This is a genomic window from Stenotrophomonas sp. YJH_SMC_43 (genome assembly GCF_059372535.1).
This window is the reverse complement of record NZ_JCAFVQ010000005.1, coordinates 31641-55350: the sequence shown is the minus strand read 5'-3', so window position 1 is coordinate 55350 and position 23710 is coordinate 31641. Positions and strand designations below refer to the sequence as shown.

Annotated in this window: 18 protein-coding genes; 14 read left to right on the top strand and 4 right to left on the bottom strand. The window is 66.7% G+C overall.

Annotation, left to right across the window (positions count from 1 at the left end; translation table 11 throughout):
- Window positions 1–99 precede the first annotated feature (99 nt).
- A complete protein-coding gene (pncB, locus tag AC5QAH_RS18985; protein WP_010482009.1) occupies window positions 100–1278 on the top strand; it encodes a nicotinate phosphoribosyltransferase in 1179 nt (392 codons plus the stop codon).
- A gap of 25 nt (window positions 1279–1303) precedes the next feature.
- On the opposite strand, the gene AC5QAH_RS18980 is transcribed toward pncB, so the two are convergent.
- Window positions 1304–1669, bottom strand: a complete 366-nt coding sequence (locus AC5QAH_RS18980; RefSeq protein WP_010482007.1) for a hypothetical protein — start codon at window positions 1667–1669, stop codon at window positions 1304–1306.
- A 459-nt stretch (window positions 1670–2128) separates the two neighbouring features.
- Here AC5QAH_RS18980 and AC5QAH_RS18975 point away from each other — a divergent pair, with 459 nt between their 5' ends.
- The 8 genes from AC5QAH_RS18975 to AC5QAH_RS18940 all read left to right on the top strand — a co-directional run bounded on the left by AC5QAH_RS18975 (window position 2129) and on the right by AC5QAH_RS18940 (window position 15784).
- A complete protein-coding gene (locus AC5QAH_RS18975) occupies window positions 2129–2668 on the top strand; it encodes a fimbrial protein (protein WP_010482005.1) in 540 nt (179 codons plus the stop codon).
- An 85-nt stretch (window positions 2669–2753) separates the two neighbouring features.
- Window positions 2754–3482, top strand: a complete 729-nt coding sequence (locus AC5QAH_RS18970; RefSeq protein WP_049411192.1) for a fimbrial biogenesis chaperone — start codon at window positions 2754–2756, stop codon at window positions 3480–3482.
- Window positions 3483–3574: 92 nt separating this feature from the next.
- The gene (locus AC5QAH_RS18965) at window positions 3575–6139 is read left to right on the top strand and encodes a fimbria/pilus outer membrane usher protein (RefSeq protein WP_010482000.1); all 2565 of its coding nucleotides are present in this window, start codon (window positions 3575–3577) and stop codon (window positions 6137–6139) included.
- On the top strand, window positions 6130–7164 hold the full coding sequence (locus tag AC5QAH_RS18960) for a fimbrial protein (protein WP_329833240.1): 1035 nt from the start codon (window positions 6130–6132) through the stop codon (window positions 7162–7164). The genes AC5QAH_RS18965 and AC5QAH_RS18960 overlap by 10 nt, the downstream gene beginning before the upstream one ends.
- A 267-nt stretch (window positions 7165–7431) precedes the next feature.
- A complete protein-coding gene (gene wecB, locus AC5QAH_RS18955) occupies window positions 7432–8616 on the top strand; it encodes a non-hydrolyzing UDP-N-acetylglucosamine 2-epimerase (protein WP_495232505.1) in 1185 nt (394 codons plus the stop codon).
- Window positions 8613–10814: a hypothetical protein gene (locus tag AC5QAH_RS18950; RefSeq protein WP_495232504.1), complete on the top strand. Its 2202-nt coding sequence runs from the start codon at window positions 8613–8615 to the stop codon at window positions 10812–10814. The genes wecB and AC5QAH_RS18950 overlap by 4 nt, the downstream gene beginning before the upstream one ends.
- Before the next feature lie 6 nt (window positions 10815–10820).
- On the top strand, window positions 10821–12968 hold the full coding sequence (locus AC5QAH_RS18945; protein ID WP_495232503.1) for a glycosyl transferase family protein: 2148 nt from the start codon (window positions 10821–10823) through the stop codon (window positions 12966–12968).
- On the top strand, window positions 12965–15784 hold the full coding sequence (locus AC5QAH_RS18940) for an NfrA family protein (protein ID WP_495232502.1): 2820 nt from the start codon (window positions 12965–12967) through the stop codon (window positions 15782–15784). Before AC5QAH_RS18945 ends, AC5QAH_RS18940 begins: the two co-directional genes overlap by 4 nt.
- On the opposite strand, the gene AC5QAH_RS18935 is transcribed toward AC5QAH_RS18940, so the two are convergent.
- The 3 genes from AC5QAH_RS18935 to ettA all read right to left on the bottom strand — a co-directional run bounded on the left by AC5QAH_RS18935 (window position 15778) and on the right by ettA (window position 20042).
- Window positions 15778–16743, bottom strand: coding sequence for a DUF4434 domain-containing protein (locus AC5QAH_RS18935; RefSeq protein WP_495232501.1), 966 nt, complete (start codon window positions 16741–16743; stop codon window positions 15778–15780). The genes AC5QAH_RS18940 and AC5QAH_RS18935 overlap by 7 nt on opposite strands.
- Before the next feature lie 154 nt (window positions 16744–16897).
- A complete protein-coding gene (locus AC5QAH_RS18930; RefSeq protein ID WP_005408048.1) occupies window positions 16898–18214 on the bottom strand; it encodes an NCS2 family permease in 1317 nt (438 codons plus the stop codon).
- 163 nt (window positions 18215–18377) lie between these two features.
- Window positions 18378–20042 carry an energy-dependent translational throttle protein EttA gene (ettA, locus tag AC5QAH_RS18925; protein ID WP_010481992.1) on the bottom strand — a complete coding sequence of 555 codons (1665 nt, stop codon included), beginning with the start codon at window positions 20040–20042 and terminating at the stop codon, window positions 18378–18380.
- Between the two features lie 254 nt (window positions 20043–20296).
- Between ettA and AC5QAH_RS18920 the strand changes: the two genes are divergently transcribed.
- The 5 genes from AC5QAH_RS18920 to AC5QAH_RS18900 all read left to right on the top strand — a co-directional run bounded on the left by AC5QAH_RS18920 (window position 20297) and on the right by AC5QAH_RS18900 (window position 23678).
- Complete coding sequence (locus tag AC5QAH_RS18920) at window positions 20297–20770, top strand: RcnB family protein (protein ID WP_019338039.1); 474 nt, start codon at window positions 20297–20299, stop codon at window positions 20768–20770.
- Between the two features lie 184 nt (window positions 20771–20954).
- Window positions 20955–22208 carry a serine hydroxymethyltransferase gene (gene glyA / locus AC5QAH_RS18915; protein ID WP_010481990.1) on the top strand — a complete coding sequence of 418 codons (1254 nt, stop codon included), beginning with the start codon at window positions 20955–20957 and terminating at the stop codon, window positions 22206–22208.
- Between the two features lie 67 nt (window positions 22209–22275).
- Window positions 22276–22695, top strand: coding sequence for a hypothetical protein (locus AC5QAH_RS18910; protein WP_010481989.1), 420 nt, complete (start codon window positions 22276–22278; stop codon window positions 22693–22695).
- Window positions 22696–22722: 27 nt separating this feature from the next.
- Complete coding sequence (locus AC5QAH_RS18905) at window positions 22723–23157, top strand: hypothetical protein (protein ID WP_495232500.1); 435 nt, start codon at window positions 22723–22725, stop codon at window positions 23155–23157.
- Between the two features lie 86 nt (window positions 23158–23243).
- The gene (locus tag AC5QAH_RS18900; RefSeq protein ID WP_241885840.1) at window positions 23244–23678 is read left to right on the top strand and encodes a hypothetical protein; all 435 of its coding nucleotides are present in this window, start codon (window positions 23244–23246) and stop codon (window positions 23676–23678) included.
- Window positions 23679–23710: the final 32 nt, after the last annotated feature.

Here is a 23710-nt window from a genome sequence, read left to right as displayed (position 1 = left end):
CCACGCTCGGCTCAGGCAACAATCCAGCCGGGCGTGGGCCCGGCTCTACGGAAGGCAGGCGCGCCCACGGTTCACTCCGCCGGGCGCATAATCCGCCCCATGCCTATCATCCAGTCCCTGCTCGACACCGACCTGTACAAGTTCACCATGATGCAGGCGGTGCTCCACCAGCACCCCGGTGCCCAGGTGCAGTACCGGTTCAAGTGCCGCACGCCCGGCATCGACCTGGCCCACTACATCGACCAGATCGACGAAGAAATCGACCACCTGTGCAGCCTGCGTTTCAGCGACGCGGAGCTGGACTACATGCGTGGCCTGCGGTTCGTGAAGCCCGACTTCGCCGATTTCCTCGGCCTGTTCCACCTCGACCGCAAGTACATCCAGCTGCGCGCGTCGAAGACCGTGCCCGGTGAGATCGAACTGGACATCACCGGCCCGTGGCTGCACACCATCCTGTTCGAAGTGCCGCTGCTGGCGATCATCAACGAAGTCTGGTTCCGCAACACCACCACCGCCGACTTCGCCGAGGGTGAGCGCCGCCTGCAGGCCAAGGCTGCGCTGCTGCGCGATACCCCTGGTTTCGAGCAGTGCCGCATTGCCGACTACGGCAGCCGCCGCCGCTACTCGCGTGACTGGCACGCCCGTCTGCTGCCGCTGCTGCGCGACGCGCTCGGCCCGCAGCTGGTCGGCACCAGCAACGTGCACTTCGCCCGCCTGTACGGCATGACCCCGCACGGCACCATGGCCCATGAGTATCTGCAGGCCTTCCAGGCGCTGGGCCCGCGCCTGCGCGATTCGCAGGTGGCGGCACTGGAATCGTGGGCACGCGAGTACCGCGGCGATCTGGGCATCGCGCTGTCCGACGTGGTCGGCCTGGATGCGTTCCTGCGCGACTTCGATATGTACTTCTGCAAGCTGTTCGACGGTGTCCGCCACGATTCGGGCGATCCGTTCGACTGGGGCGACCGCATGCTGGCGCACTTCCAGCAGCGCCGGGTGGATGCACGCAGCAAGGTGCTGGTGTTCAGCGATGGGCTCGACATCGCCAAGGTGATGCGCCTGTACGACTACTTCCGTGGTCGCTGCCAGGTCGCCTTCGGCGTCGGCACCCACCTGACCAATGATCTGGGGCCAACGCCGCTCAACATCGTCATCAAGATGGTCCGCTGCAACGGCCAGCCGGTGGCCAAGCTCAGCGATTCGCCGGGCAAGAGCATGTGCGACGACCCGGGCTACCTGGCCTATCTGCGCCAGGTCTTCGAGCTGCCGCCGGCGTAAACGCGTCGGCTTGCAGCACGCCGGCTTACAGGTAGTCGACCACCACCAGGTAGGCTCCCTGCAGCGGCTGCTGCTTCGAAGCCTGCACGCTGTAACGCTCGGAGAAGGCGATATCGCCGGCGCGCATCGCGCTGGCCGACACCGACAGCTTCTGGCCCTGGCGCTTGCCGTCGCGCAGCGTGGCGGCCTGGCCATCGGCAAGGGCCGTCACGGCAACCGTCGAGCCCTTGGCCGACGGCGGGCAGGCGGCCAGGCTCAGCTCACCCTGGGACAGGGCCGTCGTGCAGCCCGGCTCGGCGATGCGGCCGCTGAAACGGATGCTGCCGCTGCTGGCCTGGGCCAGTGCGCTGACGGACATCAGGGCCACGCACAGCAGAATGGAGTTCCTCATGACACGTTCTCTGGTTCGGTGTGTCCTAGTTAGCGACAGGTACGATCCGTCTTTAATAGGACAAATCCGAATCTGCTAGGGCCATCACCAAGAAAGAGTGATGCGCATCAAATAAGGCGATTTCCACTTGAAAAAAGCCTGTTTCCGCGCATGCCGAACGCGTCACCAGGAGCGTCATGCAGGGTCGTTTGTGACCTGATCCGGCCACCGTCACGTTCCCCGCGCTCCCTGAATCTCAATTTTGCCTATCACGTCACATTTAAAGCGTCAATGAATTGGCGTTCAGAAAAATAATGAGACTTTCATCACAGTTGTGCCTATACTTGCGTCACGGATTCAGGGGAAGGTATGTCCGAGTCCGGCCACAGGTGAGACGCAAGGATGGGTCTTGATAGCCCGGCAGTGCTCCTTGCTTCCTCCTCTACTTCTCATCTCTTCAGTAGGGTTAGGTAAAAGCGAATGCACAAGATCAATATCATCGCCGCTCTGATGCTGGCCGCCGCTCCGCTGGCCGCCAACGCCGCCGACGGCACCATCACCTTCAACGGCAAGGTGACCGACAAGACCTGCACCATCTCGACCCCGGGCGGCAAGGACTTCGCCGTCAACCTGCCGACCGTGTCCAAGAACACCCTGGCCACCGCCGGTGCCGTTGCGGGCCGTACCCCGTTCGCCATCAACCTGAGCAAGTGCAGCGCCGGCAACGTCGCCACCTACTTCGAGCCGGGTTCCACCGTTGACTTCAACAGCGGCCGCCTGGTCAACCAGGCTTCGGCCAACGCTGCCACCAACGTGCAGCTGCAGCTGCTGGGCTCGAACAACACGTTCCTGCCGATCAAGGCGGCTGGTACCGGCCTGGCCCAGGACAACTCGCAGTGGGTGACCGTGGCCGGCGACGGCACCGCCAACCTGAACTACTACGCTGAGTACTACGCCACTGCCGCCGCCACCCCGGGCGACGTCACCAGCAGCGTCAAGTACACGATCATCTACAACTGATCGTAGTCGTACCCGCACTGGCCGGCGTACGCGCCGGCCAGTGCATCGCGGCCCCAGGCCACATACCTCGAGCGTAGTACTTCCGATGAAAGCAATCTTTCCCCGGGCGCTGCTGCTGGCAGCGTTCACGCTGCCCTTCTGCCAGAACGCTCTGGCCGGCGTGGTGGTCAATGGCACGCGAGTGATCTATCCGGCGCAGGCGCGCGAAGTCACCGTGCAGGTCGACAACGTGGGCGATTCGCCGGCGCTGGTGCAGGCCTGGATCGACAGCGGCGACGCCAACCAGACCGCCGATACCAGCGATGCCCCGTTCGTGCTGACGCCGCCGATCGCGCGCGTCGAACCGGGCCGCAGCCAGGCGCTTCGCCTGATCTTCTCCGGCGCGCAGCTGCCGACCGACCGTGAGTCGGTGTTCTGGCTCAACGTGCTGGATGTTCCGCCGTCCCCGGACAACGCCGACAGCGGCGAACAGAATTACCTGCAGGTCGCGTTCCGTTCGCGCCTGAAGCTTTTCTACCGGCCGCAGGGCCTGAAGGGCGTCGCCAACGACGCGCCGGCAGCGCTGCGCTGGACCCGCACCGGCGACCGCCTGCGGGTGGAAAACCCGAGCCCCTTCCACGTCACTCTGGCCGAAGTACATGCCGTGACCGGCAGCAGTGAAAAGGCCGTCGAGGACAAGGGCGCGATGGTCGCGCCGAAGCAGAGCCTGGAGTTCGCCGCACCGGCGGGCACCGACCAGGTCCGCTTCATCACCATCAACGACTACGGCGGCCGGGTGGAACACACCATCCGCCTCGGCAGCACCGGGGGCTGAACGCGCCGCGCTGGCCCTTGGCCTGCGCATCCCGCCACCGCCGCTGTGCGGCGAATTGAAGGAATGTCAGTGTGATCGGAAACAGATTGACATTGTCGATCCATCAGGCGCTTTGCCTGCTGGTTGCTGGCGTGGCCTGCCCAGGATGGGCGCTGGCTGCCCCGGCCAATCTCGGCGAACAGGCGCTGATGGCGCAGAGTGGTGCGGCCAATGCGCGCGCACCGGAGTCGGCCCAGTTCAATTCCAGCTTCCTGTCTGGCCAGGCCAAGCAGGTCGACCTGGCGGCCTTCAGCAACGGCAACCCGATGGTGGCCGGCAACTATCGTGTCGACGTCTACGTCAACGGTGCCTGGCAGGGCCGTCGCGATCTGCAGTTCAAGGCCGATGCGCAGGGCCGTGTCGACGCCTGCCTGCCGCTGCCGATGCTGGAAGAAATGGGCGTGGACAGCGAAGCCGTGCTGCTGCAGCAGGATCCGTCCGTGCCGACCGACAAGACCAGCTGCGTGCCGGTCCAGCAGCGTATGGCCAATGCCTATGGTGTCTATGACAGCGGCAACCTGCGCTACGACCTGAGCATCCCGCAGGTGTTCCTGCGCCGTGAGGCACGCGGCTACGTCAACCCGGCGCTGTGGGACCGCGGCATCAATGCCGGCTTCGTCGGCTACAGCTTCAATGCCATCGACAGCGACAGCCGTGTCGAAGGTGGCCAGCGCAACCGCAGTGCCTACCTCGGCCTCAACGCCGGCATGAACCTGGGTGGTTGGCAGTTCCGCCACGATTCGAACCTGACCTGGTCCGAGGGCGATGGCCGCCATTGGCAGAGCATCGCCACCTATGCACAGCGCGGCATTCCGCAGGTGCGTGGCATGCTCACCATCGGTGAGGCCTACACCACCGGTGAACTGTTCGACTCGATCGGTTACCGCGGTGCCAGCCTGGCCAGCGACGACCGCATGCTGCCCGATTCGCTGCGCGGCTACGCGCCGGTCGTGCGCGGCATCGCCGAGACCAATGCACGCATCGAAGTGCGCCAGAACGAGCAGCTGATCTACTCCTCCACCGTGTCGCCGGGCAGCTTCGTCATCGACGACCTGTACCCGACCGGCTACGGCGGCGATCTGGAAGTGAGCGTGATCGAGGCCGATGGCCGCCGCCGCGAATTCAAGGTGCCGTTCGGTTCGGTGCCGCAGATGCTGCGCGAAGGCGTGTCGCGTTACTCGCTGACCGCCGGCCAGGTGCGCAACAAGCTGCTGGCCGATGAGCCGTGGCTGGTGCAGGGCACCTACCAGCGCGGAATCGGCAACCAGCTGACCCTGTACGGCGGCAGTGCACTGAGCGACGGCTACCTGTCGCTGCTGTACGGCGTCGGCCTGTCCACGCCGGTTGGCGCGTTCGCCGCCGACGTCACCCACGCACGTACGACGTTCGACCACTACGGCAACCACACCGGTGCCAGCGTGCGCTTGAGCTACAGCAACATGATCGGCGAGACCGGGACCAACCTGACCCTGGCCGCCTACCGCTATTCGACCGAAGGCTTCTACAGCCTGCAGGATGCGCTGTACGGCCGTGATTCGGACAAGCGTGGCATCGATCCGACCACCCGTGGCCGCCAGCGCAGCCAGTTCCAGGTGACCCTGAACCAGCCGTTGGGCCGTCGTGGCGGCGCGCTGTACGTGACCGGCTCGGTGCGCGACTTCTACGACCGTTCCGGCACCTCCAAGCAGTACCAGGTCGGCTACAACAACGCCTGGCGTTCGGTGAACTACGGCTTCTCGGCGCTGCGCACCGAAGAGGGCGTACTCGGCCGCTCGGATACCCAGTACCTGCTGTCGATGAGCGTGCCGCTGGGCCGTGGTACCCACCCTGTGTCGTTCAGTGCTGATCTTGGCGTGCGCGACCGCGGGGGCTACGACAACAGCCGCGTTGGCATCACCGGTTCGGCCGGTGTCGACAACAACTTCAGCTATGGCGCGGCCCTGTCCGATTCCCGCGAGGGCAGCACCACCGCGATCGGCAACGTCGAATACCGCAGCCGCTATTCCGCATTGAACGCCAGCTACAGCCACTCGCGTGACTTCCGCCAGGCTTCGGTGGGTGCCAATGGCAGCGTGGTCGTGCATCCGGGTGGTTTCACCTTCACCCCGCAGCGTGGCGACACCATGGTGCTGGTGGAAGCACCGGGCGCGCGCGATGCGATCGTCAGCAACGCCCCGGGCCTGCGCGTCGATGGCCGCGGCTACGCCGTGGTGCCGTACGTGTCGCCGTACCGCCTCAACACCGTCACCCTCGACCCGCAGGGCATGGCCCACGACGTCGAGCTGGAAAGCACCAGCCAGTCGATCGCGCCGTTCGCCGGTGCCATCAGCTACCTGCGCTTCGATACCCGCAAGGGCAACGCGCTGCTGATCCAGGTGCGCAACCCGGATGGTCGCACCATGCCGTTCGGTGCGCAGGTCAAGGACGAGCAGGGCCAGCCGGTGGGCATGGTCAGCCAGGGCGGCCGCCTGTACGTGCGCAGTGAAAAGAACCAGGGCCGCCTGCTGGTGGAATGGGGCGCAGGCGCCGACCAGCGCTGCACCGTCGATTACCAGGTTCCGGCGGGCGCCGATGCGTCCAAGACCGGCTTCATCCCGCTGGAGGCAGCATGCCGATGATTTCTTCCCGAGGCCGCAAGGCGCTGGCTGCCGTGGCCGTGCTCGGTGGTGTGTTGCTGGCGCAGCAGGCCAGTGCTGCGTGCCGGATCAGCTCCAGCTGGTTCACGGCCCAGGACGTCACCATGGACATGGGCCAGATCGTGATCCTGCCCAGCACACCGGTTGGCGGCGTGATCAAGGAAATCAGCGAGTCGATCACCCAGCGCGACCGTGTGGCCAGCTGCGACTGGAACGGTGGTCGTTCGATCGGCGAGTACGTCAACGCGGCGCAGAAGCGTCCGGTTCCTGGTTTTGCGAATACCTATGAAACCGACGTCCCCGGTGTTGGCATCAAGCTGTTCCGTGATTCCGGGGCGATCCAGGTCTACTACCCGCATCAGCTCAGCTTTGGCGGTGGTAGCACCGTTACGCTGATTGGCGGTCGCTTCCGCATCCAGCTGATCAAGACCGCAGCACAGACTGGCTCGGGCGTGATCGCGCCCAATGGGCGCTTCACCACATACTACTTCGACGGTGACAGTGCCAGCCGCCCAGTGCTGACTTCAACCTTCAAGGGCTCGGGCACCACCGTGGTCAGCCCGACCTGTGAAGTGCAGGCCGGCAGCCGCAACATCGCCGTCGATTTCGGCAGCGTGCCCAACACCAGCTTCACCGGTGTCGGTTCCAAGGCGGTCAATCGTGACTTCGAGATCCGCCTGAACTGCCAGGGCAGCAATGTTGCGGCCTACCAGAGCAAGATCGGCATCCGCCTGGATGCCGACCAGGACAGCTCGAACATGCCGGGCGTGCTGAAGCTGAGCGCCGCCAGCAACAGCGCCACCCGCATCGGCATCCAGATGGTCCAGCGTGACGGCACCACCGAGCGCGAAGTCCGCTTCGGCCAGACCATCAACGTCGGCACCACCGCGCCGGGCACCAGCGTCATGGCGCTGCCGCTGCGCGCCCGCTATGTGCAGACCCAGGCCGGCACGGTGGGTGCGGGTGTCGCGAACGGCCAGGCCACCTTCACCATCCAGTACGAGTAAGGCCGCCCCAGGCGGCTGCCCCTGCTGCGTTCCACCGCAACGTCGCCCGTTCCACGGGCGGCGTTGACTGCGTCTTGATCTTCCAACGATGAAGATCAATGCCACGACGCGCGTACCATCATTCGAATGTGATGTACGTCGCGATTTTGGAGTTTCCTCATGAGGTGACCGTCTCCTGCCTGCGGGTGTTGGACGGGAACGCCGAAAGGATCCAGACGTGGCTACAGCTCCTGGCATTCCCTCGCGCCGTCCGTCCGGAGCGCTGCGGTGAAGGTCCTGTCGGTGTTCGGCACGCGACCGGAAGCGATCAAGATGGGGCCGCTGGTGCGTGCCCTGGCCGAGGCTGCGGACATCGAATCGGTGGTCTGCATCACCGGCCAGCACCGGGCAATGCTGGACCAGGTGATGTCGCTGTTCGAGATCACCGCCGACCATGACCTCGATGTCATGGTGCCCAACCAGACCCTCAATGGCTTGTGCGCGAAGCTGTTCGAGCGGCTTGACGCGCTGTACACGCAGGTTCGTCCGGATCGGGTGCTGGTGCACGGCGATACCACCACCGCGATGACCGCCGCTCTGGCCGCGTTCCACCACCGCATTCCGATTGGTCATGTCGAGGCCGGACTGCGCACCGGCGACATCAACCGGCCGTGGCCGGAAGAAATGAACCGGCGGGTGATCGATGTAGTCGGCCACCAGCTGTACGCGCCCACGCCCAGCTCGCGCGCCAACTTGGCCGGTGAACATCTCGGCGGGCAGATCCTGGTCACCGGCAACACCGTCATCGATGCCCTGCAGCAGACCGTGGAGCGCCTGGATGCCGCCCCGGCGTTGCGTGCGCAGGCTGACGAACCCTTCCACATGCTTGATCCCGATCGTCGCCTGCTGCTGGTCACTGGCCACCGTCGCGAGAGCTTCGGCCAGGGCTTCGAGGACATCTGCCGCGCGCTGGCCGAGCTGGCCCGGCGGCCGGACCTGCAGGTGCTGTACCCGGTGCATCTCAACCCGAACGTGCAGGGCCCGGTCAACGCCCACCTTGGCCATCTCGACAACGTGCACCTGGTGCCGCCGCAGGACTACCTGCGCTTCGTGCGCCTGATGCAGCGCGCCGACGTCATCCTCACCGACTCCGGTGGCGTGCAGGAAGAAGCGCCGGCGCTGGCCAAGCCCGTGCTGGTCATGCGCGACGTCACCGAACGCCCGGAGGCGGTCGAGGCCGGTGTGGTGACGCTGGTCGGCACCACGCCCTCGCGCATTGTCGAAGCGGTCAACGCGGCACTGGCACAACCACCGCACCCGACCCGCTTCGATCCCGACGCCAGCCCCTACGGCGATGGCCGTGCCAGCGCGCGCATCGTCGCCGCCCTGCGTGGCACGCCCCTTCCCGAATTCTCGCCCGGCCTCCGCAGCGGCGGTGCCGCCCACTCCCATCCACGCGAAGTGACGCCATGACCCAGACCGGCCGCTCTCCCCTGTTTGCATCCGCCGCCGCGTTCGTCCTGTCGGGCGTGGTTGGCAGTGCCCATGCCGCCGACAGCGTCGCCGGCCAGTTCGTCGAATGGAGCGGCGACAGCACGGTCAGCCGGCAGATGACCCTGCGCGAACTCGGTTTCCGCCAACCGCTGGTGCTCAGCGGGCAGGAGAGCCAGCGCGAGGTCTATCTGCCGGTGCCGGCTGGCGTTGCCACTCGCGATGCACAGCTGCAGCTCGATGGGCGCTATGTACGCGGGCACGCTGGGCGTACCTCGGGCTTGTGGTCGGTGGATGGCGATCCAATCGCCGCGCGTTCGATCACCGATGCCCAGGGCGATGCCAGCCAGCTGCTGGCCATCGATGGCGAACCCCGCCAGAACGGCTTCGTGCGGGTCGGCGTCGGCTGGTGGTCGATCGTGTCCGACTACCAATGTGCCGACCAGAGCGCGCCGGCCAACGTGCTGCGGCTGTCGCCGGACTCGCGTTTCAGCTACCGCTTCGACGGCCGCGCCGTGGATACCGTGGCCAAGGCGTGGGGCGCGCTGCCCCCGCAGGTGCGCCTGCTGGTGGATGGCAAGGCACTGCAGGCGCCCGCCTACGATGCGGCCTGGCGCATCGGTACCGCAATGCAGGCCGGTGGCAAGCAGGTGCAGGTGGTGGCGCTGCCCAAGGTTGGTGACCGTGTCGACCTGACCGGCATCAGCATCCCGGCCAGCCTGCAGGGCGTGCCGGCCTATGCCGCGCTGGCCGCGGGCGAGCGGGCATACGCGATCAAGGATCTGGCCGAAGTCGGTGCGCTGCTGTCGCTGCGGGACAGCGGGCCGTTGGCCGCCGATGTGATGATCGGCAGTGATGCGCTGCGGGCCGGCGTGCGCGCGGCGCTGGATGCGCTGGCCGCACAGGTTGCCACCACTGGCGCCGACGCGGGCACGGCGTTCGCCGCGTGGCGCGGTACCGACATGGGTGGCCTGGAAAAGCCCGCGACCAGCGCCTCGGTCAGCGTGGTGGCCGTTGCCGGCCGTCCGACGCTGGTGGTCGACCCGGCGGCGGCGGGCAAGGTCGCCGGGTTGTTCGCCGAACAGTGGCGCAGCTATGCGCTGGGCCGCAGCCTGCAGGTCAGCGCAGCGGGCACGCCGAAGCTGGACGGTGACCAGGTGCTGCTGAGCCGGCTCGGCAACATCGCCGGCACGATGGATGTCGTCACCCGCGCGGACCGCAGTGCCACCTTCGACCTCGGCGCGCTGTCGGCCGATGGGCGCCTGCCCGAAGAGGTGGTGATCGACGTCTCGGCGGCCCCCAATGCGGCCGGGCAGGGCGCGGTGGCCACCATCCATTTCAACGATTACCTGCTGGGGGGCAAGGTGTTGTCGGCCAACGGCCAGCCGCAGCGGCTGGTGGCCAGGGTGCCGGCCTATGCGCTGTCGGCGCGCAACGAGATCCGGGTCAGCTTCCTGCGCCAGCCGGCACGCCCCTATTGCCACGATCCGGCCACCGCCTATCCGGTATCGATCCTGCCCAGCAGTCACCTGACCCTGGCCAAGCGTTCGCTGGGCAGTGATTTCGTCGGTGCCAGCAGCCAGCTGTCACGCGGCAACCAGGTGTTCGTGCCCGCCACGTGGCTGCAGGATGCGCCGGCATCGCTGCGCAAGGTGATCGCGGTGGCCAGTGCAGTGGGCGCCTCGCCGGAGGCGTCGGCGCTGAAGGTGGTCGATGCCGGTGCGGCGGTCAGCCCGGGTACGCCGTGGCTGGCCTTCGGTGTGGCGCCGTCGGGTGTTGATGTGGCCGGCCTGAAGGACGGCCACCTGCTGATCGGCGGGAAGCCGCAGCCGCTGCTGGATGTCGGCGGCCTGGATCGCGCTGCGGTGGTGCAGGTTGGCACCTCCGGCGGCCAGCTCGGGGTGCTGTACAGCGACCTGGGCGCACAGGCACCGTCGTTCGGCGCACCGTTCCGGCTGCTGCGCGGTGATCTTGCGGTGCTCGACGGCAGTGATGCCGTGCGCGAGTTCGATCGCCAGGATCCTTACGGAAGCCGCGTTGCCCAGGATGGCAATCCGCAATCGAAGTGGGAACGGCACATGGTCTGGTTGCTGCTGCTGGTCGGCGTGATCGTGTTCGCGCTGCTGGCCGCCCGCGTCACCCAGGTGCGCCGCCGCAAGTCCGCCAACACAGGGCACTGATCCACCGTGGACGGTCTGTTCTGGAACATCCAGCTGGCCAACTATTACGCCGCCCTGGAAACCACGGCGGCGGCGGTGGCCGTGCTGATCCTGATCTCCAGCCTCGATGACCTGTTCATCGATGTCTGGTACTGGGTTCGCGAGAGCTGGCGCGCGCTCACCATCAAGCGTCGCGAAGCCTACCGGCCGCTGACCCAGGAAGACCTGATGCAGCGGCCGCAACAGCCGCTGGCGATCATGGTGCCGGCGTGGATGGAATACGACGTCATCGCGCAGATGGTGGAGAACATGATCAACGTGCTCGACTACCGCGAGTACGTCGTGTTCGTCGGCACCTATCCCAACGACCAGCAGACCATCGACGAAGTGGAGCGCATGCGCCGCCGCTACAAGCGCCTGCGCCGCGTGGAGGTGCCGCACGACGGGCCGACCAGCAAGGCCGACTGCCTGAACTGGCTGATCCTGGCCATCTTCGATTACGAGAAGCGCCACGACATCGAATTCGCCGGGGTGATCCTGCACGACAGCGAGGACGTGCTGCACCCGATGGAACTGCGCTTCTACAACTACCTGCTGCCACGCAAGGACATGATCCAGTTGCCGGTGACCTCGCTGGACCGCGAGTGGTACGAACTGGTGGCCGGCGTCTACATGGACGAGTTCGCCGAATGGCACGCAAAGGATCTGGTGGTGCGCGAGAGCGTGTCCGGCATGGTGCCCTCCGCGGGCGTGGGTACCTGCTTCTCGCGGCGCGCGCTGCTGGCGCTGAGCGCACAGACCGACAACCAGCCCTTCAATACCGACAGCCTCACCGAGGATTACGACGTCGGTGCGCGGCTGGCGGCGATGGGCATGCAGTCGATCTTCGCCCGCTTCCCGGTGCAGTTCCGCGTGCGCCGTCCGTCATGGTTCGGCTGGGGGCCGGTGCGCGAGCGTACCCAGCAGATGGCGCTGTGCGTGCGCGAGTACTTCCCCGACAACTTCCGTGCCTCGTACCGGCAGAAGGCGCGGTGGGTGCTGGGCATCGGCCTGCAGAGCTGGGAGTCGCTGGGCTGGCGTGGATCACTGGCCACCAAGTACCTGCTGGCGCGCGACCGCAAGGGCATCATCACCTCGTTCGTCAGCATCATCGCCTACATCATCTTCCTGCAGCTGCTGCTGTTCTGGCTGTTGAAGATGACCGGGCTGTGGACGATGCAGTTCCCCAGCGTGTTCCAGGCCGGTACCTGGCAGATGAATGTCGCGCTGCTGACCACCGCAGCGCTGGCGACCCGGGTCGTGCAGCGCTTCTACTTCGTCAACCGGCTGTACGGCTGGGAGCACGCGCTGATGTCGATCCCGCGCATGGTGGTCGGCAACATGATCAATTTCATGGCCACCGCCCGTGCCTGGAAGGTGTTCCTGGCCTACCTGCTGTTCGGCAAGCGCATGGTCTGGGACAAGACCATGCACGACTTCCCGGCTGCAGCGCAGCTGGTGCAGACCCGCAAGCAACTCGGTGAGCTGTTGACCACCTGGCAGGCGGTGGAACCCGAGCGCCTGCAGCAGGCGCTGGACCAGCAGCAGGCAGGCCGCCAGCAGCCGCTGGGCCGCATCCTGCTCACCCAGGGCTGGCTGGATGACGAGACCCTGGCCGAGGCCATCGCGTTCCAGGGTGACCTGCCACGCGCGGTGATCGACGTGGATTACCTGCGTGCCTGCCAGTTCCCGGTCAGTGCCGATGCCTGCGTGCAATGGCGCATGCTGCCGCTGCCGCCGCGCCAGGAAGGCACCCTGCGACTGGCCGTGGCCAGTCCGCTGCCCGAGGACGCCGTGGCATTGCTGAAGCAGGAAACGCGCAGCGAGCACATCGAACAGAGCATTGCCCGCGAAAGCGAGATCAACGCGGGTCTGCGCCTGATCGGTGGCGAACGGCAGTGGCACCTGGACAACGTGCCATTGCTGGGCGACCTGCTGGTGGAAATGCGCCTGATCGATCACGCACGCTTCGAGATCGCACTGGACGACTACATGCCGCAGCGCGACGGTCGCATCGGCGACTACCTGGTCAAGCAGGGCATCACCACCGAGGAGGCCGTGGCCCAGGCCATGCAGGAGCAGCGCCGGCGTGCGGCCACGCTGCAGTCGCCGCCGCCCGGAGCCTTGCCGGCATGAAGACCACGCTGCTGTCCACCGTCATTGCCGTGGCACTGGCCACGGCCGCCGCGCCGGTGATGGCGCAGGCCGAGGTGCCCCTGCCGCTGTCCGGTGCGGCCTACCGCATCGCCGAGCAGGCGTTTGCTGCCTATGAACGTGGCGATTACCCCACGGCCTACCGGCAGTCCAGCGAAGCGATCCGGCTGCGCCCGGACGTGGTGCGGCTGCGCCTGCTGCAGATCTATGCGCTGCAGAAGCTTGGTCGTGGCGCAGAAGCGCAGCAGCAGGCGCGCCGTGCGCTGGACGCGGGGATGAAGGATCCGGCCTTGCCTGCGCTGGCCGCCGCGCCCAGGACGACCACAGGTGCAGCGCGTAGCACAGCGGTGCCGCGTGCACCCGCAACGGTGGCCGACCGTAACAACCGGCAGGCCTACATGCTGGCAACCGAAGCCTATGCGGCCTACGACGCCGGGCAGATGGGCATCGCCGCCAGCAAGGCCGAACAGGCGTTCCGGCAGCAGCCGGAACAGGGCGCATGGGCCCTGCTGTGGGTGGCGGCGCTGGAGGCACAGCAACAGCCCGAACAGGCCGACGCCGCCATCGGCACCGCGCTGCAGTTGGGTGCACCGAATGTCGAAGCGCTGCGCGCGCGGCGCGTGACACTGGGCCGCCAACGCGCGCTGCTGCAGGCACAGCAGGCCTATCAATTGCTGTCCGCAGGTGAGGATGCCGCCGCCATTGAGCAGGCGCACGCCGCCGTGGAACTGGCACCCGACGTTGCTTCATACCGGTTGCTGCTGATCACCGCGCAGCTGCAGGGCGATCAGCTGGCCGACGCTGAGCACAGTGCTGATCAGGCATTGCAGGTGGACGCCAACGATCTCAATGCCCGGGTGATGCGTGGCTACCTGCGCCAGCGCCAGGGCAGTACGCTGCGGGCCAATGAGGATTTCGATGCCGCGCTCGCCACGCCGGGATCAACCGCGCAGCAGCGCAACGTGCGGCTGCTGGCGGTGGATGCGGCGCTGGCCGCAGGTGATCGGGTACGCGCAGCTGCACTGCTGGCACCGTTGCAGGCGGCGCTACCGGCAGTTGAAGGCGATGCACGGACACGGCAGCTGCTGCAGCAGGGCATCGAGCAGCGCAGCCGGGCGACCCGTGCCAGTCGCGAGCCTCCCCGCATCAGCGCCGAGGCCTACCCGGCACCGGTCCAGCACTGCCAGTCCGGTGACAGCGGCAACGTCTGCGAACTGGTGCCGGCCGATCTGCAGGGGGATGGCGGTGCCGCACAGCGTGCCTACGCTGCCTACGCGCGCCAGGATTACGCCGATGCCATCGGTGAGGCGCGGCAGGCCGTGCAACTCGCACCGGACGACGCGAACCTGCAAGGCCTGCTGACCACCACGCTGGCGGCGGGCAACCGTGCCCAGCAGGACGAAGCGCGGCAGCGCCTGGATACGGCACTGGCACAGCGTCCTGATGACGCGGGTGCACTGATGCAGCGCGGCTACCTCAACCAGAGGGCCCACGAACCGGCGCGCGCACTAGCCGACTTCCGTGCCGCCGAGGCCACCGGAAAGGCACCGAAAAGCGTAGTGCTCGATCAGGCCTACGCCAGCGCAGCCAACGGCGACCATCCGCAGGCGGTGATGCTGCTGCGCAGCGCCATTGATCGCGCCGATGCCGGTGAGTTGCCACTGGATGCGCACCAGCGCTACAACGTACGCAATGCCATCGCCAATTACTCGCGCGAGTGGGGCGTGATCGCCTCGGCGGGTTTCCGTGGTGCTCGCCAGGCGGCGACCAATGTCGGCGGTGCGGCGATCAGTACGCCCGGCGATTCGGTGTTCAGCACGCTGGAGGCGTTCTGGCGGCCCCCGGCCTTCAACGACCAGCATGGCACGCTGGAACTCTACGCACGCCTGCTCAACACGCTGTACGACGAGGGCGGCACGTACGAATCGATCCGCGCGGTGGACCCGTGCACCGGCGAATCAACGCCGGATGCGCGTGCACGCGCCGAGCGCCTCAGCCACTCGCGTTCCACTACCGGCTGGCCATCCACGATCGCGTCCTTCGGCATGCGCTACGCGTTTGGCCAGACCGGTCTGAGTGCTGGCATCGAGCGCCGACAGTTCCTCGGCAGTGCAACCCGCCAGGGCGAGGTCTACCCCGAATCGGCCGCAGTGCAGTGCCGCCTGCAGCTGGCCCTGAACCGGCCACTGGAAGCCAGCACGCTGGCGCGCTACCGGCTCGCCAGTGGTTCCGGTGGCTGGATGTCCTACCTGACTTATGGCTACTACCATGGCACCGATCTGCGCACCGATGTGAACCAGTGGTGGATGGTCAGTGGCTACGCGCAGGGGGGATACACCTGGGACGACAACGGTGCCACCTTCACCCTCGACGCGCTCGATGCCAACGGCACGCCGGTGCGGCGCCTGGGTGAGGCCAATGGGCGCCTGCATCGCGAACAGTGGTTCGCTGCCGGTGAACTGCGCGCCGGGCGCAGTTTCCGCTTCGGTGCAGGGCAGACGCATTGGGTGGTCACACCCTATGTCGTGGTGGGTGCCGATTGGCTGGACCAGCGCTCGCGCGTGCGCGACATCCGTTATCCGCCGTTCCCGGCGCAGTCGTTCGCGCTCAACGATACGCAGCGCAGCTGGTCACTTGGCGCAGGGCCGGGCGTGGGCGTGCGTTACGGGTTCCGCGAGGACCACTACAACACGCCGCGTTCCTACCTGGACCTGACCGTGCAGTACCGCTTCGCGATCGGTGGCGGTGATACACAGCGCGCCAAGGGCCTGTTCGCTACCGCCATCCTCTACTATTGACGCAGGCCCCAGCGTCGCCGCAGCGCTGCGGCCTGCGGCGTGTCCTGGGTCAGCCATGGCTCCAGTGCATAGACCAGCACGTGCTGTGCGCCGCTGTCGCGTGCCCATGCCAACTGCCGCTGGATACGTGCGGCATCGGCGGTTTCGCCCTTGAATCCGCTGCCGTCGGCAGGGCCGCCGGGCAGTTCGCGGAACAGTTCGACGATCACATCGAAACCGATGCCGTGTGCATGGAAATGATCGAGCAACGGCTGGAGCTGCTGCACGTTGCCGGCACCGGCCACCCCCACGCCATCCTGCACCATCGGCCGTAGCGTGGCCTGTGCCAGCACCGCCTGCCACAGCGTGACCAGGTTGCCATCGGTCTGCAGGCGGCTGAAGTAACAGGAGATCGCACAGTCACCGCCGCGCGTGCTGGCGGCCTGCACCAGCCCGTGCAGCCACTGCGCCAGCCATTGCTGGCGGGCCGGATCGGCCCAGTGGTACTGCTCCAGTTCGTAGGGCAGGTACCAGCCCCCGAAGGCCGGCTGCTGCGCCCAGGGTGCCTGTGCCAACCAGCTGCGTGCGTACGCCAGGCTCTCGGCCAGGAAGGCCTGCAGCGTGGCGTCGTCCGCGGCGATGGCCTGCCACCAGCGTTGCTGGAAGGGCAGGCCGACGCGGATGCGGATGCCGTTCTCGCCGGCGGCGGTGAACAGCTGCTGCAGGCTGCCGTCGGGCAGTGACCAGTCGCCGTCGCTGCCACCGACGATGCCGGTCCATTGCAGCACCAGCTGACGGCAGCCCAGCGTATGCGCAAGCTTCAAGGATCGCTGCCAGTCGGCCAGGCCCCATTGCAGGTGGCTGCGCCACGGCTGCAGGAAGGTGCCATCGACCTGCACCGGCAGCGAGCAGCCGGGCAGGGTGGCGAGCGTAGCGGCCAACGGCGCCAGCACTGCCGCGCGCAGCAAGCGACGGCGCAACGGCGAAGAAGGATCCGCGGGAAGGTCGGGCCGAACCATGCCCGCATCATCCCAGAGCGCCGTGCGTGGCGGGTGAACCCCGCGTCCGGTAGTCCCGGTCGCGGGCCGAAGCGTGCTCTGGTAGCGCCGGCCGCTGGCCGGCATTGCCTACCGCTTACTCCAGCGCGTAGCGCAGGGTAAACAGCACCGCCACCAGCCACACGGCCGGATGCACTTCGCGCCAGCGCCCGGTACCGGCCTTCAGCGCGGCATAGGCAATGAAGCCGAACGCCAGGCCGTTGGCGATCGAGTAGGTGAACGGCATCGCCAGCGCACAGAGTGCGGCTGGCACCGATTCGGTCAGGTCGCTCCAGTCCACTTCCACCAGCTCACGCAGCATCAGGCCAGCCACGAACAGCAGTGCCGGCGCGGTGGCATAGCTGGGCACCATTGCCGCAAGCGGCGAGAACAGCAGCGCCGCCAGGAACAGCGCCGACACCACCAGCGCGGTCAGGCCGGTGCGGCCGCCCACCTGCACGCCCGAGGCGCTTTCGGCAAAGGCCGTGGTGCTGCTGGTGCCAAGCATCGAACCGGCCACGATCGCGGTGCTGTCGGCCAGCAGCGCACGGCCGAAACGCTTCTGCGCGCCCGGCAGCTTCAGCAGGCCGGCGCGACCGACCACGCCGTACAGCGTGCCGGTGGCATCGAACACTTCCACCAGCACGAACACCAGCACCACCTGCAGCAGCACGGCGATCGGTGCGCCGCCGTCATGGTGCAGCAGGCCCGGCAGGTCCAGCTGCAGGAAGGTGGGTGCGAGGCTCGGCGGCAGCGAGACCAGGCCCTGGTACTGCACGTCGCCCAACGCCCAGCCCGCGCCGGTCACCGCCAGGATGCCGATCAGGATCGCACCGCGGATGCGGCGTGCTTCCAGCACCGCGATCAGCAGGAAGCCGGCCAGTGCCAGCAGCGGCGGCGCCGTGTTCAACGGGCCCAGCGCCACCAGCGTGTCTTCATTGCCGACGATCACGCCAGACTTCTGCAGCGCGATGATCGCCAGGAACAGGCCGATGCCGGCCACGATGGCCGAGCGCAGCGACGAGGGGATGCCGGACACCAGCCACGCACGCACGCCGGTCAGCGACAGCACCAGGAACACCAGGCCGGAGATGAACACCGCACCCAGCGCCTGCTGCCACGGCAGGCCAGCGGCACCGACCACGGTGAAGGCGAAGAACGCGTTCAGGCCCATGCCCGGTGCCATGCCCACGGGGAAGTTGGCGGCCAGCGCCATCACCGCCGAACCCAGCGCCGCAGCCAGGCAGGTGGCCACGAACACCGCGCCCGCGTCCATGCCGGTGGTGCCGAGGATCTCGGGGTTCACGAAGACGATGTAGGACATCGTCAGGAAGGTGGTGACACCGGCCAGCAGCTCGGTACGCACGGTGGTGCCGTGCTGCTGCAGCTGGAACAGGCGCTCGAACAGGGACATGGAGATTCTCGCGACGATAAGGTGTCACGACCAACGGTCGTGACCTACCCGAATGCAGAACGTGGGTACCGACCGTTGGTCGGTACGCCTTGAAGCGTCACCACCAACGGTGGTGACCTACCGAAAGGAGAAAGGCCGCGCGAGCGCGGCCTTTCCGGTTGCCTTATTTCAGCGCCTTGAAGCGCAGGCGCTTCGGCGCAGCGTCGTCGCCCATGCGGCGGCGCTTGTCTTCTTCGTACTCGCGGTAGTTGCCCTGGAAGAACTCCACGTGCGAGTCGCCTTCGAACGCCAGGATGTGGGTCGCGATGCGATCCAGGAACCAGCGGTCATGCGAGATGACGAAGGTGTTGCCCGGGAACTCCAGCAGCGCATCTTCCAGTGCACGCAGGGTTTCGATGTCCAGGTCGTTGGACGGTTCGTCGAGCAGCAGCACGTTGCCACCCTGCAGCAGGGTCTTGGCCATGTGCAGGCGGCCACGCTCACCACCGGACAGCGAACCGACCATCTTCTGCTGGTCCTGGCCCTTGAAGTTGAAGCGGCCGATGTAGGCGCGCGACTGGATCTCGATGCCGTTGATGTTGAGGATGTCCAGGCCGCCCGCGATTTCCTGGAAGACGTTGTGGTTGCCTTCCAGCGCGTCGCGGCTCTGGTCCACGTAGGACAGCTTCACGGTCGGGCCGACCACGATCTCGCCGGTGTCCGGCTTTTCCTGGCCGGTGATCATCTTGAACAGGGTCGACTTACCGGCACCGTTCGGGCCGATGATGCCGACGATGGCGCCGGCCGGCACCAGGAAGCTCAGGTTGTCGAACAGCAGGCGGTCGCCGAACTTCTTGGAGACGTTCTTGAACTCCATCACCGCATTGCCCAGGCGCTCGCCCGGCGGGATGAAGATTTCATTGGTCTCGTTGCGCTTCTGGTAATCGACCGACTGCAGCTCTTCCAGGCGGGCCAGACGGGCCTTGCCCTTGGTGCGGCCGCCCTTGGCGTTCTGGCGCGACCACTCCAGTTCCTTCTGGATCGCCTTCTGGCGGGCCTTTTCCTGGTTGTCTTCCTGCTTCAGGCGCTCGTCCTTCTGGGTCAGCCAGTCGGTGTAGTTGCCCTTCCACGGAATGCCGCGGCCGCGGTCCAGTTCCAGGATCCATTCGGCGGCGTTGTCCAGGAAGTAGCGATCGTGGGTGACCGCCACCACGGTGCCGGTGTAGCGCGCCAGGAACTGTTCCAGCCATTCCACCGACTCGGCGTCGAGGTGGTTGGTCGGTTCGTCGAGCAGCAGCATGTCCGGCTTCTGCAGCAGCAGGCGGCACAGGGCCACGCGGCGCTTTTCACCACCGGACAGCTTGCCGACCACGGCATCCCACGGCGGCAGGCGCAGCGCATCGGCGGCCACGTCCAGCTGGTTTTCCAGGGTGTGTGCGTCGCCAGCGGCCAGGATCGCCTCCAGGCGCTCCTGTTCCTTGGCCAGCGCGTCGAAGTCGGCGCCTTCCTCGGCGTAGGCGGCGTACACCGCTTCCAGCGCGGCCTGGGCCTGCAGCACTTCGCCCACGCCTTCCTCCACCGCTTCACGCACGGTCTTGGTCGGGTCCAGCTCCGGTTCCTGCGCCAGGTAGCCGACCTTGATGCCCGGCTGCGGGCGGGCTTCGCCCTCGAAATCGGTGTCCACGCCGGCCATGATCTTCAGCACGGTGGACTTGCCGGCGCCGTTCAGGCCCAGCAGGCCGATCTTCGCGCCCGGGAAGAAGGACAGCGAGATGTCCTTGATGATCTGCCGCTTGGGCGGGACCACCTTGGACACGCGGTTCATGGTGTAGATGTATTGCGAGGACATGCGGTCTCCGTAGGCGCGGCCCTGCGCCCGGTCCGTCACGGGAAGATCCCGTTGCGGCAGCGGGCACAGACTGAAATGGAATACCGCCAATTATAGCCGGAACCGGTTCCGGGCCGCGCCCGGGAAGGGGGCGCCGGGCTGGCCGCCGCCTGAATACTGCGTCACAGTCCTGCAACGGGAAGCGTTTCCAGCCGGAAACGGTTCAGATCGGTTGCGCAATATGGGCTCACCACCCACCCGAGCAGAGGTCTGACATGCGCATCAATCGAGTAATGGCCAGTGCCGTGGCCTCTGTGCTGGCGCTGGGCGCCGTGGCCCCGGCGTTCGCCGACAACGACCATCGCCGCAACCACGACCGCCGCGAATGGCGCGAGGATCGCCGTGAGTGGCGCCACGACCGCCGTGACTGGGAGCGCGACCGCCGCGAGGCCCGGCGCGACTACCGCCAGGATCGCCGCGAGTGGCACCGTGATCATGACCGCTACTACCGCCCGGCACCGCCGCGTGTGGTGTACCGCCCGGCCTATGGCCCGGGCTATGGCTGGAAGGTCGGCCATCGCTACCGCGACTATTACCGCGGCCCGATCTATGTGGTGAACGACTACCCACGCTATCACCTGCGTCGCCCGCCCTACGGGCACCACTGGATCCGCGATGACCGCGGCAACATGCTGCTGGTTGCCATCGCCACCGGTGTGATCGCCCAGTACGTGCTCAGCAACCGCTGAGTCGGCGGTCATATCCGCGCATGGCGTGGATCTACCGGCACGGCGGGGCAGCGCAATCGAAACCATACGGGGCCGGATTCCTTCGGGGATGCCGGCCCCGTCCGTTTCGGCCCCAGCAGGCCGGTGCGGGGCTACAATCGGGGGCTGAGCCGTACCCCCTTTTCCCTGCCTGCTGGAGTACCCGATGTTCCCGCGTGACGTCCGCATCGAATCCTACGATCCCGAACTGGCCAAGGCCATCGCCGCTGAAACCCAGCGCCAGGAAGACCACGTCGAGCTGATCGCCAGCGAGAACTACACCAGCCCGGCGGTGATGGAAGCGCAGGGCAGCCAGCTGACCAACAAGTATGCCGAAGGCTACCCGGGCAAGCGCTACTACGGTGGCTGCGAATACGTGGACATCGCCGAGCAGCTTGCGATCGACCGCCTGAAGCAGCTGTTCGGGGCCGACTACGCCAACGTGCAGCCGCACAGTGGTTCGCAGGCCAACCAGGCGGTGTACTTCGCCCTGCTGCAGCCGGGTGACACCATCCTCGGCATGAGCCTGGCCCATGGTGGCCACCTCACCCACGGTGCCAAGGTCAACGCCTCGGGCAAGCTGTTCAACGCCGTGCAGTACGGCGTGAACGACCAGGGCCTGATCGATTACGACGAAGTCGAGCGCCTGGCCCTGGAGCACAAGCCGAAGATGGTCGTGGCCGGCTTCTCGGCCTATTCGCAGGTGATCGACTGGGCGCGCTTCCGCGCCATCGCCGACAAGGTCGGTGCCTACCTGTTCGTCGACATGGCCCACGTTGCCGGCCTGGTCGCCGCAGGCGTGTACCCCAGCCCGCTGGAGCACGCCCACGTGGTCACCTCCACCACCCACAAGACCCTGCGCGGCCCGCGCGGCGGCATCATCGTCGCCAAGGGCGCCGACGAAGACCTGGTCAAGAAGCTGCAGTCGATCGTGTTCCCGGGCATCCAGGGCGGCCCGCTGATGCACGTCATCGCCGGCAAGGCCGTGGCCTTCAAGGAAGCACTGGAGCCGGGCTTCAAGGCCTACCAGCAGCAGGTGGTGAAGAACGCCCAGGCGATGGCCAACACGCTGATCGCGCGCGGCTACAAGATCGTCTCCGGTGGCACCCAGAACCACCTGATGCTGGTCGACATGATCGGCAAGGACGTGTCCGGCAAGGACGCGGAAGCGGCGCTGGGCAAGGCGCACATCACCGTCAACAAGAACTCGGTGCCGAACGACCCGCGTTCGCCGTTCGTGACCTCGGGCCTGCGCCTGGGTACCCCGGCGGTGACCACCCGTGGTTACGTTGAACAGGACTGCGTGGACCTGGCCAACTGGATCGCCGACGTGCTCGACGCGCCGAACGATGACGCCGTGATCGCCCGCGTGCGCGACGCCGTCAGCGCGCAGTGCCGCAAGTACCCGGTCTACGGCTGATCGGGGAGTGGAGTCGGATCCCTTCCCGCAGGGAAGGGCTCTGACCCCAGCATTGGAGCAACCGCGCATGGATGAGCGCCACCTCAAGTATCTGTACACCGCCTTGGCGGTGCTGTTTGGCCTGCCCAGCCTGGCGATGGGCGGCGCGGCAGCGACCATGCTGCTGCTGATGGGGCTGGGCCAGTTCGGTCACGGCACGCTGGCCTCGGTGACGGTGATGCCGCTGTGGGGCCTGGCCGGCATTGCCGGCTGCCTGGCCTGGTTGTGGCTCAGTGCGGGTTTTCTGATGCAGGGGCGTGCCGGGCTGCACGTGCACCGTCTCTGGTGGTGGATGCTGCTGGCGGGCGGTCTCGCCGCCTTGCCCCCGCTGGGGCTGGCGCTGTGGTGGGGCGTCACCGTGCACGCCGAAGGCATCACCCTGTTGCTGCTGGGCCCGTCGATGCTGGTGCCGGCTGCGATGCTGGTGTGGATCAAACGCTGCGCATGACGTGGCCCATGGAAGGAAATCGAACGCATGGATGAGCGTCTGCACAAACGCTGGATGGCGATCGCCGGCCTGCTGGCAGGCCTGCCCACCGTGGCGGCAGGCGGCACGGGTGCCGTTCTGGGGCTGATGGTCGTATGGGATGGCAAGTACCTGACAGGCGACGAGCACACACTGTTGCTGCTGTGGTCGACGGCTGGAATCATCGGCCTGCTGTCGTGGTTGTGGCTGAGCGGCCTGTTCCTGGGGCGTGGCCTTGTCGGCCTGCGCGATTCCCCGGTTGTCGCCTGGGTGGGGTTGGCGCTGGGGGGACTGGCCGCATTGGCCGTGGTTGCCGCCACGCTGTACTTCACCTTCAAGCACGGGGAGATATCGACATTGGCCTTCCTCGGCTTTGGCCCACCGTTGCTGGTGATGGCAGGGCACCTGGTGTGGTTGCGCTGGGGCGCGACCGACGCTGTGTGACTGGTGGTTGGAAGTTTCAGATAAATTGCATGGTGTGCTGCAGGCGTCACGACTAGGGTCTTCCGAACTACTGAAAGGAGCCCCCGATGCAATCCTGGCGCCGCCGCCACGGCCTCTACCTGCTTCTCCACAGCCTTCTTTTTTCCATCCCCTGCGCGTTGGCTGGCCTGTTGGGTTCGCTGCTGTTTCTATGGGTATGGGCACACGGCGGTGACAACAGCGCACTTCTTGCATTGCTTGCGATGTGGGGTCTGCTCTCTGTGACGGCGATCCCGCTTGTTTTCCAGCTGGCAAACACGTGGCAGATGCGCGGACCGGATGGATTGAAACCCGCCGCGCGAGTTCTGGGGACGCTGCTTCTAGTGTCAGCTGCTCAGGCTGTGTCCGCGTTGGTGATAACAGTTTCAAGTTTTGGAGTGGATCCGATACTACTGATACTGGCAATCGGTTGGGGGGCTCCCTGGATCAGCCTTGCCTGCCACTTCCGATGGCTGTCGAAATCCAGCGGGCCAGTGAAGTAAAGCGGAGTTTGCTGGTTGGTCTATTCTCAAGT